General features: G+C 47.1%; 19 protein-coding genes. All 19 read right to left on the reverse strand.

Translation table 11 applies throughout. The annotated features are described in order from the left end of the window. Positions 1-8: 8 nt before the first annotated feature. The 19 genes from NYE38_RS11005 to hbs all read right to left on the reverse strand — a co-directional run bounded on the left by NYE38_RS11005 (position 9) and on the right by hbs (position 16,539). Positions 9-1,124 (reverse strand): prephenate dehydrogenase, encoded by a 1,116-nt coding sequence (locus NYE38_RS11005; protein ID WP_252052891.1) that lies wholly within the window; start codon positions 1,122-1,124, stop codon positions 9-11. A 51-nt stretch (positions 1,125-1,175) separates the two neighbouring features. After that, positions 1,176-2,258 carry a histidinol-phosphate transaminase gene (gene hisC, locus NYE38_RS11010; RefSeq protein ID WP_077722520.1) on the reverse strand — a complete coding sequence of 361 codons (1,083 nt, stop codon included), beginning with the start codon at positions 2,256-2,258 and terminating at the stop codon, positions 1,176-1,178. Positions 2,259-2,269: 11 nt separating this feature from the next. Continuing rightward, a complete protein-coding gene (gene trpA, locus NYE38_RS11015; protein WP_070082032.1) occupies positions 2,270-3,067 on the reverse strand; it encodes a tryptophan synthase subunit alpha in 798 nt (265 codons plus the stop codon). After that, a complete protein-coding gene (gene trpB / locus NYE38_RS11020) occupies positions 3,060-4,262 on the reverse strand; it encodes a tryptophan synthase subunit beta (protein ID WP_014418255.1) in 1,203 nt (400 codons plus the stop codon). The genes trpA and trpB overlap by 8 nt, the downstream gene beginning before the upstream one ends. Further along, on the reverse strand, positions 4,243-4,896 hold the full coding sequence (locus NYE38_RS11025) for a phosphoribosylanthranilate isomerase (RefSeq protein ID WP_021494238.1): 654 nt from the start codon (positions 4,894-4,896) through the stop codon (positions 4,243-4,245). The genes trpB and NYE38_RS11025 overlap by 20 nt, the downstream gene beginning before the upstream one ends. Positions 4,897-4,900: 4 nt before the next feature. Continuing rightward, positions 4,901-5,653, reverse strand: a complete 753-nt coding sequence (gene trpC / locus NYE38_RS11030) for an indole-3-glycerol phosphate synthase TrpC (protein ID WP_326116926.1) — start codon at positions 5,651-5,653, stop codon at positions 4,901-4,903. Next, entirely contained in the window at positions 5,646-6,662 is a 1,017-nt protein-coding gene (gene trpD, locus NYE38_RS11035) for an anthranilate phosphoribosyltransferase (protein WP_017418038.1), read from the reverse strand. Before trpD ends, trpC begins: the two co-directional genes overlap by 8 nt. Beyond that, complete coding sequence (gene trpE, locus NYE38_RS11040; RefSeq protein WP_017418039.1) at positions 6,634-8,181, reverse strand: anthranilate synthase component I; 1,548 nt, start codon at positions 8,179-8,181, stop codon at positions 6,634-6,636. Before trpE ends, trpD begins: the two co-directional genes overlap by 29 nt. A 223-nt stretch (positions 8,182-8,404) precedes the next feature. After that, positions 8,405-8,788 carry a chorismate mutase gene (gene aroH, locus NYE38_RS11045; RefSeq protein WP_003153463.1) on the reverse strand — a complete coding sequence of 128 codons (384 nt, stop codon included), beginning with the start codon at positions 8,786-8,788 and terminating at the stop codon, positions 8,405-8,407. Then, positions 8,785-9,873 carry a 3-dehydroquinate synthase gene (aroB, locus tag NYE38_RS11050; RefSeq protein WP_017418040.1) on the reverse strand — a complete coding sequence of 363 codons (1,089 nt, stop codon included), beginning with the start codon at positions 9,871-9,873 and terminating at the stop codon, positions 8,785-8,787. Before aroB ends, aroH begins: the two co-directional genes overlap by 4 nt. After that, positions 9,873-11,045, reverse strand: a complete 1,173-nt coding sequence (aroC, locus tag NYE38_RS11055; RefSeq protein WP_029973644.1) for a chorismate synthase — start codon at positions 11,043-11,045, stop codon at positions 9,873-9,875. The genes aroB and aroC overlap by 1 nt, the downstream gene beginning before the upstream one ends. A 71-nt stretch (positions 11,046-11,116) precedes the next feature. Next, positions 11,117-11,887, reverse strand: a complete 771-nt coding sequence (locus NYE38_RS11060) for a protein-glutamate O-methyltransferase (RefSeq protein WP_021494243.1) — start codon at positions 11,885-11,887, stop codon at positions 11,117-11,119. A gap of 189 nt (positions 11,888-12,076) precedes the next feature. Beyond that, a complete protein-coding gene (ndk, locus tag NYE38_RS11065) occupies positions 12,077-12,523 on the reverse strand; it encodes a nucleoside-diphosphate kinase (protein WP_007409456.1) in 447 nt (148 codons plus the stop codon). Between the two features lie 120 nt (positions 12,524-12,643). Further along, a complete protein-coding gene (gene hepT / locus NYE38_RS11070) occupies positions 12,644-13,606 on the reverse strand; it encodes a heptaprenyl diphosphate synthase component II (RefSeq protein ID WP_003153454.1) in 963 nt (320 codons plus the stop codon). Positions 13,607-13,634: 28 nt separating this feature from the next. Next, positions 13,635-14,336: a demethylmenaquinone methyltransferase gene (menG, locus tag NYE38_RS11075; protein WP_003153453.1), complete on the reverse strand. Its 702-nt coding sequence runs from the start codon at positions 14,334-14,336 to the stop codon at positions 13,635-13,637. Positions 14,337-14,341: 5 nt separating this feature from the next. Further along, complete coding sequence (gene hepS, locus NYE38_RS11080) at positions 14,342-15,097, reverse strand: heptaprenyl diphosphate synthase component 1 (protein ID WP_007409455.1); 756 nt, start codon at positions 15,095-15,097, stop codon at positions 14,342-14,344. A gap of 156 nt (positions 15,098-15,253) precedes the next feature. Then, the gene (mtrB, locus tag NYE38_RS11085; protein WP_003153449.1) at positions 15,254-15,481 is read right to left on the reverse strand and encodes a trp RNA-binding attenuation protein MtrB; all 228 of its coding nucleotides are present in this window, start codon (positions 15,479-15,481) and stop codon (positions 15,254-15,256) included. Positions 15,482-15,501: 20 nt separating this feature from the next. After that, entirely contained in the window at positions 15,502-16,074 is a 573-nt protein-coding gene (gene folE, locus NYE38_RS11090) for a GTP cyclohydrolase I FolE (protein ID WP_003153448.1), read from the reverse strand. Between the two features lie 186 nt (positions 16,075-16,260). Then, the gene (hbs, locus tag NYE38_RS11095; RefSeq protein WP_003153447.1) at positions 16,261-16,539 is read right to left on the reverse strand and encodes a non-specific DNA-binding protein Hbs; all 279 of its coding nucleotides are present in this window, start codon (positions 16,537-16,539) and stop codon (positions 16,261-16,263) included. Positions 16,540-16,548: the final 9 nt, after the last annotated feature.

Consider the following 16,548-nt stretch of genomic DNA (forward strand, 5'->3'; position numbering starts at 1 on the left):
TTTCCACCTCAGTCAGCGTAAAATGTGTCATATTTAGCGCGGGATTGAATGCAGGTTTCCGCCCGCTTCCTGTCATCATCAGTCTGGAAACTGATTCTGAGAATTCCGTTAATATCTTCTCTTGTTTCGATAATGCGGATGTTGGTGATACTGATTTTTTCTTCTGCCAATATCGCCGTAATTTCCGAAATGACCCCCGGATGATCGGGAACATCGACATAAAGGTCATAAAAGGACGGGATCGCTCCTTTTTGACGGAGCGGCAGACCGTCGCGATAATCTTTCGCTTTTTTAAAATATCCGAACAGGCTGTCCGCATCTTCATTTTCTACATAAGATTCGATCGTGTCAATCTCCCGTTTCCATTCTTTGAAGCGGTCAAGCAGTTTATCTTTGTTATGAAGAAGTATGTCCCTCCACATCGCCGGACTGCTTGAGGCGATCCTGGTGATGTCCCGAAAACCGCCGGCTGCGAAACGTTTCAAAAACGGATAATCTTCTTCAGCATGATGAGCCTGATGTACGAGGCTTGCAGCAACGATATGAGGGAAATGGCTGATGACGCTCGTTACGCCGTCATGCTCCTCGGGAGTCATCTCCACAAAGTGGGCGTTTGCCGCTTTCAAAAGTTCCTTCAGATGCGTTACTGACTCTTTAGAAGTTGATTTTCCGGGTGTTAAAATGTAAAACGCATTTTCGAATAAAAATTCTTTCGCCGCAGCGGCCCCGGATTTATGAGATCCCGCCATCGGATGGCCGCCGACAAATTGATAGTGAGCCGGAAGCACTTTGTCGGCGTAGCTGACGACTTTCTGTTTCGTGCTGCCCACATCCGTAATCAGGAGTTCATGGGTGATGTCTGATGCGGCCAGCATATCGAGCATTTTCAGCGTTTGGGCGACAGGCGTGGCGATAATGACAACAGACGCTTGCTGCGCCCCTTCCGTCAATGAGCCGGCCCGCTCGTCAATAATTCCGAGCTTCAGCGCGGCAGTGAGCTGTTCTTCCGAAATATCCACACCGATAATCCGTTTATGCGGATGCTCCTTTTTGATGGCCAATGCGATCGATCCGCCGATCAGCCCGATCCCCGCAAGCAATATGGTATCCTTCATTTCACTCATTTCCTTTTTCATCTATTTTAATAGAGCAAAGAGGTGATGCTTGATCACCTCTTATAATATTTCAGCTAAAATTGTGAGAATTTCCTCATTCTGCTCTTTCGTACCGACCGTAATCCTTAACGCTGTCGGAAATCCGAGCGCCTGTCCTGAGCGGACGATATATCCTTTTTCCAACAGGGCTTGGAACAGTTCATCCGCCGGGCGGTTAAAATCAATGAGCACAAAGTTGGTTTGTGAAGGATAACAAGTTAATCCGTGAGTTTCCGCAAAATCATAATACTGCTTAAGGCCGGCTTTATTTTTCTCGACGCATTCCTGGATAAATGTCTGGTCGTCAAGCGCTGCCAGTGCCGAAGCCTGACCGATTCTGCTCGTATTGAACGGCTCTCTCGCCGGTTCAATCTGGCGGATCAGCGCTTCGTCCGCAATGCCGTATCCGACGCGCAGCGCGGCAAGTCCGTACGCTTTAGAGAAGGTGCGGAGGATCATGACATTCGGATATTGCTTTAAAAGCGGAATGCTTTCTGGGTAATCTTCCGCCGTAACATACTCGTAGTACGCTTCATCAAGGACAACGAGTATATGCTCGGGAACTCTGTTTAAAAAGGCAATTAGCTCTTGCTCAGAAGTATATGTCCCCGTCGGATTATTGGGGCTGCATACCCATATGACTTTCGTCTCGCCGTCAATTGCTTCCAGCATCCGGTCCAAATCATGAGCGCCGTCACTGCGGAGCGGCACCTCGCGCACCTCAGCGCCTTCAATCACCGCATTGTGTCTGTATTGCGGGAAAGTCGGGGCGGCGGTAATCGTGTTTGCCTGATCATTTAATAAAGAACGGCAGATAATCTGCACTAGCTCATCAGAGCCGTTGCCGAAAATGATCGAAGATTCACTGACCTGCAGATGCTCACTGAGCCGCGTTCTCAAAGCGGCACTGTAACCGTCGGGATACAGCGCAAGCTGCTCAATCTCCCGATGCAGCGCATCTTTTGCGGCCTGTGAACAGCCGAACGGATTTTCGTTAGAAGCGAGTTTTACTACTTTTTCAAGCCCGTATTCCATTTTCACTTCTTCTATTGGTTTGCCCGGCTGATACGGTTTCAGCTGCCGCAGCTGTTCTTTAATCTGCAAATCCAGTCACCTCATTTTACACTGTACAGTCGTCCGAACGTCTTTGCGTATTCTTCAAATTCAAGAAGCGCATCAGCTCTTGTGCCGGGATTCACAAGCTTTGTTTTAAGCTCTTCAACTTTTTTGACAAGCGCGCTGCCGACAACGACACCGTCAGATATTTCATTCATCCCGTCAACCTGTTTGCGGTTTGAAATGCCAAAACCGACCGCCACCGGAACAGAGCTGAATTCTTTCACCTTACGGATGAAAGAGTATACAGAAGGATCGAATTCGCTGCGTACGCCCGTCACTCCTAAAGAGGATACACAATACACAAAGCCGCGGGCCTGTTCAGTAATTATTTTCAAACGGTCTTCACTTGTCGGCGCAACCAGTGAGATATAAGCGATGTTCTCCTTTTTGCATGTCATTTGCAAAAGGGCGCTTTCCTCTAATGGAAGGTCGGGTACAAGCAGGCCGTCTATGTCGTTTTCCCGCAGTAAAGCGAAAAAGTATTCTTTTTCTAATTGTAACACAGGATTATAATACGTAAAGAGGATAATTGGAATATGAACACCGTTTTTTTTCATTTTGCCGCCAAGTTCAATTGCTTTTACGATATTCATTCCGTTTTCCAGAGCCCGTTTTGAAGCCCGTTGTATGACGGGTCCGTCCGCGAGCGGATCTGTGTAAGGAACGCCGATTTCAAGGGCAGAAGCGCCTGCATTCTGCAATGATATTGCCAGCTCAACAGAAATGTCAGGAAGCGGATCGCCAGCTGTAATAAAAGGGATAAATAATTTTTCAGAATCTCGCAGATTAAACATGTGTCTCCACCCCGTTTTCCAAAACATTCATCAGCGTATGAACGTCTTTATCTCCTCTTCCCGATAAACTGACGAGAATGATTTTATCTTTATCCATGTCTTTTGCCATTTCAAACGCTTTTGCCAGGGCGTGGGCAGATTCAATAGCCGGAAGAATACCCTCTGTTTCAGAAAGCAGACGTAACGCGGCAATCGCTTCATCGTCTGTCACGCTTTCGTACGTTACACGGCCGCTTTTATGCAGATAGGCGTGCTCAGGGCCGATCCCCGGGTAATCAAGGCCTGCTGAAATGGAATACGGTTCGATAATCTGCCCGTATTCATCTTGTATTAAATAGGTCATTGAACCGTGAATCACCCCGAGCGTCCCTTTTGCGATCGTTGCCGCATGCAGCGGCGTATCAATTCCTTTTCCGGCCGCCTCGGCGCCGATCAGCTCAGTATCTTCGTCTAAAAAGGCCTGAAAAATGCCCATCGCATTGCTTCCGCCGCCGACACATGCAACAACCTTATCCGGGAGCGTTCCTTCAACCCGGCGGAGCTGTTCTTTCGCTTCCTCGCCGATGATTTTCTGGAATTCGCGAACGATATACGGATACGGGTGCGGCCCCACTACAGAACCGATAAGGTAGAAATGATCTTCACAATGCTGGACCCAATACCTGATTGCCTCATTCGTCGCATCTTTCAGCGTGCCGTTGCCGCTTGTGACCGGCACCACTTCCGCGCCGAGCAGTTTCATCCGGAATACGTTCAGCGACTGGCGTGCAACGTCTTCTTCACCCATAAAAACCGTACACTTAAAACCGAATTTTGCGGCGGCTGTCGCGGCAGCCACACCGTGCTGTCCCGCACCGGTTTCGGCGATGATTTTCGTTTTGCCCATCTTTTTGGCAAGCAGAATCTGGCCTAGCGCGTTGTTAATTTTATGAGAGCCGGTATGGTTTAAATCTTCTCTTTTCAGATAGATTTTCGCCCCTCCCAAATACTCTGACACCCTGTCTGCGAACGTTAATGCGGTCGGTCTTCCGGAGTAATCAAACAATAGCTTTTTATATTCGGCATGAAAAACGGGATCATTCTTTAATTCTGTGAAAGCCGTTTCGATTTCCTCAAGGGGCCGCATCAATGTTTCAGGGACAAATTTGCCGCCGAATTCGCCGTATCTTCCGATTTCATTTGGATATGGATACATAGTGATTCATCCTTTCTTCTAAAAGCCGGATCAGTGTTTGATCCTTTTGTCCGTTTTTTTCAATTCCGCTGGCAAGATCTATACCGCACGGACGCGATCTCAGTAAGCCTGTAATCGTTTCAGGATTAACGCCGCCCGCGATAAAACAGCGCTTGTTTGCATTTTGAGCCTGCTTTCGGTACAAGGGGACACGGGCCCATGAAAACGCGATTCCCGTGCCGCCTCTCATTCCTTTTACTGAAGAATCAATGACATAGCCGTCGACAGCAGGTGCAAATTGAGCCATCTGACGGAGCGTCCCTTCCCCGTGATGGAGCGCTTTCCATATTTCCGAGCGCACAAGCGAACGGAGGCGGCGGGCATCCTCAGGCGATTCATCACCGTGAAGCTGGATGACGTCAAGTGCCAGATCAGAGGCGATTTGCGCGATGTTTTCTATCGTTTCATTTACAAATACTCCGACATGTTTCTTGTCTGTCCGGACCTGCTCTTTCCATTTCCGGACCTCATCCGGCGTTACTCTCCGTTTGCTTGCGGCAAAAATAAATCCCAGATAATCCGCTTCTGAAGCTGCCGCAAGTTCATAATCACGCTTCGATCGTATTCCGCAGTACTTTAACTCAGGCTTTTTCATATCGTCACTCCCCGAACAGTCCGCGGATCGCCTTTTGCTGCGAATCCTCTCTCATTAAGGATTCTCCGGCCAATACAGCCTGCGCCCCGTGCTTGTTGACAAATTGCAGGTCAGCCAAAGAACCGATGCCGCTTTCGCTGACCAGCAGGCAGCCGTCCGGTACAAGCTGCGCTATTTTTTCCGTTTGCGAAACAGAAGTACGGAACGTTTTTAAGTCCCGGTTGTTTATGCCGAGAATGTCCGGCTGAAACACTTGTAAAATCCGTTCAAGCACAGTTTCACCATGGACTTCAACGAGAACGTCCATGCCCTTCTCGCGGGCTTCCAGATAAAGCTCATAAAGCTCTGAAGGTTCCAGCGCTTCCCCGATCAGCAAAATGGCATCGGCGCCGATCCTGAACGATTCCTCCACCTGAAGGGAATCAATAATAAAATCTTTTCTCAGCACGGGAAGAGACACGGTTTGTTTCACATCTGTCAGAAATTGATTTCTCCCCTGAAAAAAACGGGTATCCGTGAGAACCGAAAGGGCGTCGGCTTTAGCCGCTTCATAATCCGCCGCAATCGTTTCCGGAACAAAATGCTCTTTAATCAATCCTTTAGACGGCGAAGCTTTTTTCACTTCGGCAATCAGCCCGATAAAACGGTTCGGGTTCAGGAGCGCTTCTTTAAAGGATCTCCGTTTAATTTGACAGGTTTCCGGCAGCACGATGGATTTGATTTCTTCTTTTTTCTGCTGAATGATTTGATCAAGCATACATTTCTTCCTCTTTCTGTTTCAGACGTTCGAGCTGCCTTTTGGCATCTCCGTTTTGAATCGCTTCTAAGGCGGTTTTCGTTCCTTCTTTCAGATCGTTTGCAAGACCTGCCGTATAAATGGCCGCGCCCGCATTTAAGGCGGTAATATGCAGAGCGGATGACGGAGCTTTATTTGCAAAAATATTCTGAATGAGGAGCGCGCTTTCTTCCGATGAACTCACTTGAATATCCTTCAATGAACCTTCTGCAAAACCGAATTGTTCAGGTGAAACGGAATATTCCAGACGTTCACCGTTTTTCAGTTCAATGATATCGGTCGGTGCTGAGATGGACAATTCATCTAATCCGTCACGGGCAGAGACAAGCATGACGTGTCTGACATCAAATTGTTCCAAAGCGCTTGCCATCAGGCGCGCTTTATCAAATGAATAGACGCCGATCACCTGCCGCTTCACCTGCAGCGGGTTGCTGAGCGGGCCCAGCAGATTAAATACGGTTCGGAAGCCAAGCTCTTTTCTTGCGGCGGCGACGTGCTTCATTGACGAATGAAACAGCGGCGCAAACAAAAATCCCATTTGTTTCATTTCAATGCTGCGTTTAACGCTTTCTGGAGTGGCTTGAATGGAAACCCCCAGCTTTTCCAGCACATCCGCGCTGCCGCTTTTAGACGAAACGGAGCGATTTCCGTGCTTGGCAACTTTAGCTCCGGCGGCAGAAGCTGTAATCGCCGCTGCCGTGGATATGTTAAACGTAGAAATCCCGTCTCCGCCTGTTCCGCACGTATCAACGACATCCGCCAAGCCACCTGATGTCTGTGCCCGCGCCCGCATCACTTTTACAAATCCGGCAAGCTCCTCCGCCGTTTCACCCCGGTGGGCTAATACCGATAAAATCCCGCCGATCTCAGACTGCGACATGTCCCCGTTCATCATCATCTCCATCAGCTTTTCGGCTTCTCCAATTTTCAGCGTACGGCCATTAACGCACGATTGCAGAAATTTGTTCATCCGTCTTCTCCTCCCCGCCAGAAAAGATGTCTTCTGCGATTTGAATCGTTTTTAAAAGCGCCCCCGCTTTGTTACAGCTTTCTTCATATTCGGCTTCCGGGACGGAATCGGCGACTATTCCTGCGCCCGCCTGCACCGACGCCGTACCGTTTTTGACACTCATGGTGCGGATGGTAATACACGAATCAATTGACCCGTCAAATCCGATATAAGCGATACATCCGCCGTAAGTTTCTCTGGAAGTCGGTTCTAATTCATTTAAAAGCTGCATCGCGCGGATTTTCGGAGCGCCCGTGAGTGTTCCTGCCGGGAATGCCGACATCAGCGCGTCAACGGGATGGACGCCCTGTTTTAAACGGCCGGTTACAACAGAGATGATGTGCATCACATGTGAAAAAGAAACGACCTTTGTGAATTCCGGAACGGCTACGGAACCGTACTCCGCAACTCTGCCGATGTCATTGCGCGCAAGATCGACGAGCATGTAATGTTCAGCTTTTTCTTTTTCGTCATTCATCAGCTCTTTTTTCAGGCGTTCATCTTCTTTTTTTCCGGCGCCCCTTCTTCTCGTTCCGGCAATCGGATGAATTTCCAGGTGCCTGTCATGCACGCGGATCAGACGTTCAGGCGAACTCCCGACAATGTCTCTGTCAGGCAGTTTGATATAGTACATATAGGGTGAAGGATTGATGATGCGAAGCACCCTGTACAGCTCAAATGAATGTCTGGATACCGGAATGTCAAACTTTTGCGAAAGCACCCCTTGAAAAATGTCTCCCGCTTTTATATATTCTTTCAGTTTATTGACGCCGGCCATAAACTCTTCTTTCGTATAATTGGATGTCACATCGGCAAAACTTGGCGTGTCAAACGTTTCTTTAGAAAAAAACGGCTCTTTCATATCTTTCGATTCTGTCAAAATACCGATAAGCTTACGAAGCTCCGCGCAATTTTCTTTAAAAACGGCCCGCTTTTCTTCCTCCGTCTCCCGGCCGTTAAGCTCCGCATATTGAATGAAATGCACTTGTTTCGTTTCGTGGTCGTACGCGATGATTTTCCGGCAGACAAACAGCATGCATTTTTCGAAATCTGTTTCTTTCGCGTGGCTTGGCACGGAAGGCTCAATCAAAGGAATCATGTCATAGCTCAGATAACCGACCGCCCCTCCCGAAAATGGGATATCAAGCTCGGGTGTTTTAATGCGGAAGCTCTCATTCATCCAGTCAAGCACGGCTTTTAATTCTCCGCCTTCAAACAGCGTATGCCCATTTGGATCAGCGGCAGTGAATGTGTCATGACTCTCTTTAATGGTGATAAAAGGATCGAGGCCGATAAAAGAGTATCTCGACCAGCTTGACGACTCATCCTTGCTTTCTAAAAGATACGTAATGTTTCTGTCCAGTTTTTCAACCATCTGAATGGGTGTGATCGTGTCGACCGTAAAAGTCTCTGCGATTGGAATGGTGCGGTGTGTCAGACTGTCCTTTAAAAATAAAGAAACATCCGATTGTAAATTCATGATTCTCCTCCTTACGGTAAGGAGAATGAGATGAAGAGTGAGAGGAGTCTTGCGTATAAGAAATAAACCCAAAAGAAAGGCTTCTTTTGGGCAGAATAAAAACGTGTTTATCTCAGCTCAGCTAAACTCATTCTCTGCTACCCTATTCTAAACTCAACTGTTCAATATCTTACTTACCAGCTCTATACACACTCTTGTGTATTTCTAAGCTTTGTTTATCGTATTACATGTCAGTATTTTTTGTCAATGATAAATCCGGCCTTAACACAACGGCTTTTTCTAAATAGACATGCTTGATTTCATCCTGAGGCGTATCCGTCTGAACCGTCATCAGGACACGGATACACTTTTGCAGAGCGCCGGTGACATCCATTTCCTGCATGCACGTCACCGGGACGTACTGCCACCCGGAAAGGCGGCGGACCGCTTTTGCCGGAAATACGGAATGGATATCAGGCGTGGCGGATAACAGGATCTGCACAACGTCTTCCGGCTTGCATCCATTTTGTTCAATGATTTTTTCAAGCAGCTGCTGTGTTTTTTCTAAAATTTCTTGTTCAGTGTCTTGTTCCACCGTTGTTGCTCCGCGAATGCCGCGTATCATCATGCTGTTTCCTCCATTCGCCATTTGTTCAGCAAATTTTCAAGCTCATCTTTTGAAAGCATGCAGTCCTGCGCTTCGCCTAATTCCTTTAACACGATGAACTGTGTCATGCCTCCGCGCGTTTTTTTATCATTCATCATCCGGGCGGAGAGAACCGGCGTTTCAATATCTTGTCTGATGCTTCCCGGGTAGCCGAGCCCAATCAGCCATTGTGTGAGTTCTTTCCTGTTCATCTTGCAACCCGCAACCTGTTCACTCACGTAAAGGGCAAACTGCATGCCGAGGGCGACCGCATCTCCATGTGTAATCCGGCCGTAGCCGTATTCCGCCTCAACGGCATGGCCGAGCGTATGGCCGAAATTCAGAAAAGCTCTTATCCCCTCTTCCTTTTCGTCCTCACGCACGACGGCCGATTTGATTGAAATTCCTTTATAAATCATTTCATTCAGCTCAGCGCTTGTCAGTCCTTGCAACGTGTCAAACGTGAGAAGTTTTTCTAAAAAAGCATGATCGGCGATAAACGCGTGTTTGATCACTTCAGCCATGCCCGATCTCAGCTCTTGTTCCGGCAGGGTTTTCAGAAGCTCCGTATCGTAAATCACCGCTTTCGGCTGATAAAACGCGCCGATTAAGTTCTTTCCGAGTTTATGGTTGACGGCCACCTTGCCGCCGACCGCGCTGTCATGGGCAAGCAGTGTCGTCGGCATTTGAATGAAATCAATTCCTCGCATAAATGTTGCTGCGCAAAAGCCGGCCAAATCACCCGTCACGCCGCCTCCGAAGGCGATCATACATGAGGAGCGGTCCATATGGAAAGCGATCGCTTCCGTTTGAATCCGTTCATACTCTTTTAGAGACTTCGCTTCTTCTCCGCTTGGAACGATTACTTTTTTCACGGGCCATGTTTCGCTTAAAAGCCGGAACATCTCATCGCCGTAAAGCCGGTCAACTTCAGCATCGATGACGAGAAGGATCTTTGTCAGCGGCCTGTTCAGTGAAGACAAAAGAGCAGCGGCCTGTTTCCTTATGCCTTCACCGATATACACGGGATATGCGGAGGAAGCTGTCCGAACCTCAAGCTCTTTCATCAGAATTCCCTCGATAGTTTTTTCATGTTTTCAACATTTTCTTTAATGCGGTCGATCTGGTCAAGCCCGAATTGCTCTACGACGGCATTTGCGATTTCCCAGGCCACTGCTGCTTCAGCCACTACGCTTGCTGCCGGAACCGCGCAGCTGTCTGAACGTTCAATGCTCGCTGTAAACGGTTCTTTCGTTTCAATGTCGACGCTTTTCAGCGGCTTGTACAAAGTAGGGATCGGTTTCATAACGCCGCGGACGACAATCGGCATTCCCGTCGTCATACCGCCTTCTAATCCTCCGAGCCTGTTTGTGGCGCGTGTATAGCCTTTCTCTTCATCCCATACGATTTCATCATGAACTTCACTGCCGTTTTTGCCGGCCGCTTCAAAACCGATGCCGAACTCTACGCCTTTAAACGCGTTAATCGACAGAACGGCAGCAGCAAGCTTGCTGTCCAGCTTACGGTCATAGTGGACATAGCTTCCGACACCGACCGGCATACCTTCGACGATCACTTCAACGATCCCGCCGATCGAGTCGCCGTTTGCCTTCGCTTCATCAATGGCTGCCATCATTTGACGGCCTGCTTCTTCATCGTAGCATCTGACCGGTGATTCTTCCGTTACCCGTTTGAGATCCTCAATGGATGTGTAATCGGTTTTCTCTGCTTTTACGCTGCCGATTTGCAGGACATGCCCGGCGACTTTAATGCCAAGCTCCGCTAAAATCTTTTTAGCGACGGCTCCGGCAGCCACGCGAACCGTTGTCTCACGCGCGGAAGATCGTTCTAACACATTTCTCATATCGCGGTGATTATACTTAATAGCACCGTTCAAATCTGCGTGTCCCGGTCTCGGTCTTGAAATCTGGCGTTTCATTTCACTTTCTTCTTCTTCTGTAATCGGTGCAGCGCCCATGATTTTTGTCCAGTGAGTCCAATCTTTATTCTCTACAACGAGCGCGATAGGTGAACCGAGTGTCCGGCCATGCCGCACGCCGCTCGTGATCTTCGCTCTGTCCGTTTCAATCTGCATGCGGCGTCCGCGGCCGTGCCCTTTTTGACGTCTGGCAAGCTCAAAATTAATGTCTTCTTCAGTTATATAAAGCCCCGCAGGCACACCTTCTATAATTGTCGTCAGCTGCGGACCGTGTGATTCTCCGGCTGTTAAGTATCTCATTTCTTTCTTCTCCCTTCATCGCATTAACGCTTTTAAGTAAAACTATACCACAAGTTTTCATTAAATGTCTTCTATCTTTTTTGATAAAAAAATGTATCAGTGCTCTCAAGGCCGAATTTTTCCGGGCTGAAAATTTGCTCTGTACTGCCGACAAACAGAATTCCGTTCTTTTTCAGGCTGCCCGCCATTTTCACATACAGCTCCTCTTTTGCTTTTTCAGTAAAATAAATAAAGACGTTGCGGCAGACGATCAGGTCAAAATCCTGTTCATAGCTGTCGGCAAGCAGGTTGTGCCGCTTAAACCGGATGTTTTTCTGAATCTCTTGTTTTACTTGATAGCTGCTGTCAGCCTGCTTGGTGAAATAACGGCTTTTCACGGAAGCCGGCACCTCTTGCAGCGAGCGTTCCTGATAGATGCCCCGCTTGGCTTTGCTTAGCGCCTTTTCATCAATATCTGTCGCCAATATATCAAATCCGGCCAGTCCCGTCTGCTGATTGAGAATCATAGCCAAAGTATAGGGCTCCTCTCCCGTTGAACAGGCCGCACTCCATATTTTTAACGGTTTGTTATGCTTTATTAACGGAAGAATTGAGGTTTCAAGAACTTCCCACCGTTTATAATTTCGGTAAAATTCAGAAACATTGATCGTCATTCTGTCCAATGTTTCGTTTAATAAAAGCTTGTCCTTTTCCAAAGCGGCGGCAAATTCCTGAAAATCTCTGAACCCCTTCTTTTCATAAAGGGACGTCAGCCGCCTTTTCATCTGTGCTTCTTTGTATAAAGATAAATCAACGCCGGTTATTTGTTTCCACTTGGTGATAAAAATGTCGTAAGGCTCCATTGCTTCTCTCCCAATCTCGCTGTCTTTTGTCCTAGTATAGCCTGTTTTCTTTCTAATTTGTACGATTTCAATAAAAAAATCAGCCCGCAGGCTGATTTGTGAGAAATGAAAAGACAGGGCAGCGCAGCCTCTGTCTTTCATAAATGATGTAAACCTTTTCATAATACGAGAAAAAGAAAGGCTGACGGCTTAGTACACCCAGTCGGCCATTAATTTTTGATACGGTACAAGCTCTTCCTGTTTAAAGAAAATGTGAATTTCCCGCTCAGCGCTTTCTAAGGAGTCTGAACCGTGAATGATATTTTTGCCGACAAACATGCCGTAGTCACCGCGGATCGTGCCCGGCAGTGCATCTTTCGGGTTCGTTTTTCCGATCAGCTGTCTTGTGATCTCTACTACATTTTCCCCTTCCCATACCATTGCAAATACGGGTCCTGATGTAATGAATTCCACAAGCTCGCCGAAAAACGGCTTCCCTTTATGTTCAGCATAATGGTTTTCAGCCATCTGTTCTGAAACTTGCATCAGCTTGGCTCCTGCCAATTGTAAGCCCTTACGCTCAAATCTGGATAAAATCTCTCCGATCAGCTGGCGCTGTACGCCGTCCGGTTTTACCATGATAAAAGTTTTTTCCATAAGATTCTCCACCCCATCATTATGTATAGGCTTTCAAGTTGCACACCGAAATCGTAACATCTTTCTGACAATTAATCAATCCAGGGCGGAGAATGTTCACATCTTGTTCGTAAAAGGAATTTAAAATTTCCGTTTGCCGATATATTTGGCGATGGCGGCCAATGATGAGCGCGCACGTCCTCTCGGCAGTGTATTCAGTTTTTCAAACGCTTTTTTTAAGTACCTGTCACTGACGGCCATTGATTTTTCAATCGCGTCTGTGCGTTTAATATTTTCAATAATGGGGGCGAGCTGCTCCTGTGTTGTTTCACTGTTAATTAATTTCAGCTGATTTTTCAATTCAGGCTGACGGAGCGCGTACAAAACGGGCAGAGTGACATTTCCTTGCAGCAGATCCCCTCCGACCGGTTTTCCCAGTTCCTCTTCCGTTGAAGTGAAATCAAGAATGTCGTCAATAATCTGATAGGACATGCCCACGTAATAACCGAACCAATATAATGCTTTGTGAATCTTCTCATCAGCTCCCGAAGCGATGGCGCCGAGCTGGCAGCTGACGGCAATGAGAAGAGCCGTTTTCCGTTTGATGCGGCGCAAATAGGTTCTGAGGTTTTGTTCCATATTGTATTTATCTCTGATCTGTTCAATTTCTCCGAGGCATACTTCTACGATGGTTTTGGACAGGATCCGGTGGGCTTTCGGCTCATCCAATCTCGTCATCATCTCAAGTGAACCCGCAAGCATATAATCACCGGTATACATGGCGATGCGGTTGTCCCACTTGGCTTTGATGGTCGGTTTTCCCCTTCGCAGCTCGGCGTCATCAATGACGTCGTCATGCACGAGGGACGCCATATGAATCATTTCCAGCGTCACCGCAACATATTTTATTTTATTAATGTCATAGTCGCCGAACATGCCGGAAAGCAATACGAAAACAGGGCGGATCCGCTTGCCTCCCGCCTGGAGCAGATGGAGCCCGGCTTCACTCAGCAAGGGATAGTCTGACCGCACCGTTTGCTCAAGCTCCCTTTCGATCACATCAATATCGTCATTTAAAAAAGAATAGGCCATTTTAAATTTCATATCATTCACCCAAACATCTGTATATTCATCATTTCCAACCGATATGCGTAGCGGCCACTCCGCCGGTAAACGAATGGTATTTGACATTCGTCAGGCCCGCTTCTTCAAACAGACGCGCAAGTTCTTTCATACCGGGAAATTCTCTTGCCGATTCTTGAAGCCAAGAATATTCTTTATAGCTCTTCGCAAACATTTTTCCGAAGAAAGGCATGATGTATTTAAAATAAAGAAAATATGCCTGTCTGAACCCGAACATTTCCGGCTGGGATGTTTCCAGACATACGACCTGCCCGCCCGGTTTGACGACCCGCCGCATTTCTTTCAGCACGGTCAGATAGTCGGGAACGTTTCGCAGCCCGAAGCCGATGGTGACAAAATCAAAAGAATCATCAGCGAAAGGAAGCTCCATCGCATTTCCGTGCAAAAGCTCAATTTGGCTGTAACCGCCCTCTTTCACTTTTTTCTCACCGATGCTCAGCATATTTTTGCTGAAATCCAGTCCTTTGATTTCGCCGCTTTTTCCGGCCGCTTCTGCGAGGGCAATCGTCCAGTCAGCCGTTCCGCAGCAGACATCAAGCGCTTTTGCGCCTTCTTTAACATTCATGATCTGCATCGTTTTATCGCGCCATTTTTTATGCTGCTGAAAACTGATAACAGAGTTCATTTGGTCATAATTTTTATAGATTTTTTCAAACACGCCGTGTACGCGCTGTTCTTTTGACTCCTGCATGTTGATTACCCTTCTTCCACTTTCTGATGATATGTTTTGTCCTGGCTGATCGCCTTAAGCCGGTTCAGCATTAGGTTTTGGATTGGTGAATTAAGCGGCAGCAGCGTTTCAATGCTTTGCTTTGCCTTTCGGAAGCTATCTTCCATTATGTCAGCCTTTGATTTCCCTGACTTTACAATATTGCCGATGACATCGAGAAATATAGCATTGCCGTTCATCAGCCGCTTATATACAAAAAAATCACTCGCCAGCTCTTTCCAGCGCGGAAGATTAAAGTGGTCTGACACTCTGTGAAACAGGGCCGCTTCCACAATCGCCATGCTTTCGATCAATTGATTCAAGTCATTGACAGACCGATCGTACAGACGGATTTTATGCTCATTGATTTCTTTAATTGCCGTAGCGAGCGTCCGAATCATATAGATATCCTTCATTTCAGATAAAAGCGAATAATACAGTCCGCTGAAATAGTCGCCGGCAAGCACGGTGAGCTGCCGGTTTTTATTTTCGTCTCGCTTTAACGCTCTGGCTGTTGTCACTTCATCGTGGGTATCAAGGGCGCTTTGGACAAGCATCGCAGTTACTATGTAATTTTCTCTGTCGTTGTTCTTAATGTCCGCCTCTTCAAACAAAGCGTGAAAAAGAAGAAGCTTATCCTCATCGATTTTAGGCGCAGAAATATGTTTCGCTAAATAAGGATGAGACAGCTTTTGTTTTAATTTCGTATTTAGATTCGCTAAAGTTCCGTAGATGTCTTGCAAAAATATCACCCTTGTCCCCAAATTCACATTTATTCTAATATGTATGAGATTTACTCGTCATTATTATACGCAGGTATCATTATAGCATAAAAAAAAGAAATTGGCTGTATTCTCCCGCCGTTTGCGGGCATTTGGCAAAAGCGGGAAACAGCCGGCTTATTTTTTTTCGCTGTTCATTTCTCCGTAAGCGGTCTGGATGAGGGCGTTGCCTCTCACTTTGATGGCAGAGGTATGCTCAGTAAACTGAGCGATAATTACTTCGCCTTTGTCCAGTTTTTCGGAATGGTGAAATTTCGTATCCGTTCCTCTCGTTAAACCGATGACGTTCACGCCGTCCTCGACCGCTTTAATGACGACAAAATCACTTGAATGCTTTGAATTCATATCTGCACCCTCTATCATTATTAATCCGCACGTTTAATATGTTCTAACACTTCGGAACGCGCCGCTGCATCATCTTTAAAAATACCTCTTACAGCGGAAGTCACTGTTTTTGCACCCGGCTTTCTTACGCCCCTCATCGTCATGCACATATGCTCAGCTTCGACGACAACCATGACGCCGTGGGGATCTAAGGTCTCTACGATGCTTTCGGCAATCGTTGAAGTGATGCGCTCCTGCAGCTGCGGGCGTTTTGAGACGGCTTCCACCGCCCGCGCCAATTTACTCAGGCCCGTCACTTTGCCGCCGCGCGGAATGTAGGCAATATGCGCTTTTCCGTAAAAAGGAACAAGGTGATGTTCACACATGGAATGAAACGCGATATCTTTTACAAGAACAAGCTCCTCATGGTCTTCTCCGAAAACGGTTTTAAAGTGTTCTTTCGGGTCTTCATTTAATCCCGAGAATACTTCCGCGTACATTTTTGCCACGCGTTTCGGCGTATCTAAAAGCCCTTCCCGGTCCGGGTCTTCTCCAATCGCCTCTAAAATCTGGCGAACCGCCTGTTCAATCTGTTCTTTATTAACTTCTTTCATTGTCTGTGTCCTCCACCATTGAATACATTTAATTTCGATTCTAGCACATTTGCCGCGCCAAAAGCAAAACGAAAGTCCTGCCCGGTGACCGAGGCTGCTTAAATATGAAAAGCCCCTTTATCAAGGGGCTTTTCTGTGAAGAAACAAAGTGTATGTATCAGATGCATACACGATCTATATTCACAATTATTTTCCTGCAACAGCGTCTTTAAGAGCTTTACCTGGTTTGAAAGCAGGTACCTTGCTTGCAGGGATTTCGATTTCTTCACCTGTTTGCGGGTTACGTCCTTTACGTGCAGAGCGCTCGCGCACCTCAAAGTTACCGAAACCGATCAGTTGGATTTTATCACCGTTTTTAAGTGCATCTAAAATCGTATCAAAAACAGAATCAACTGCTTTTGTAGCGTCTTTTTTAGACAATTCGCTTGCTTCAGCAACCGCATTGATTAGTTCTGTCTTGTTCATGCCTTTCAC

Source organism: Bacillus sp. EU63 (assembly GCF_038592915.1).
In the GTDB taxonomy this organism is placed as follows: domain Bacteria; phylum Bacillota; class Bacilli; order Bacillales; family Bacillaceae; genus Bacillus; species Bacillus velezensis.